The sequence below is a fragment of the Bacillus cereus genome, from assembly GCF_007678085.1.
Taxonomy (GTDB): Bacteria; Bacillota; Bacilli; order Bacillales; family Bacillaceae_G; genus Bacillus_A; species Bacillus_A cereus_BE.
Genome location: NZ_VEDW01000061.1, coordinates 1 through 211 on the forward strand (window position 1 = coordinate 1; position 211 = coordinate 211).

Consider the following 211-nt stretch of genomic DNA (forward strand, 5'->3'; position numbering starts at 1 on the left):
CGAAGTGGCTAAACGCGGCGGACTGTAAATCCGCTCCTTCGGGTTCGGCAGTTCGAATCTGCCCCCCTCCACCATTTTCTTTAAAATAACCTGAGAGGGTTTATTTTTTTGAAAAGATAACCATACTAGTAAATATTAATGGGCTATAGCCAAGCGGTAAGGCAACGGACTTTGACTCCGTCATGCGCTGGTTCGAATCCAGCTAGCCCAG

At 47.4% G+C, this 211-nt stretch carries 1 tRNA gene; it reads left to right on the top strand.

From position 1 onward, the window contains the following. Positions 1-139: 139 nt before the first annotated feature. Positions 140-211: transfer RNA gene (locus FS742_RS27380), tRNA-Gln, on the top strand.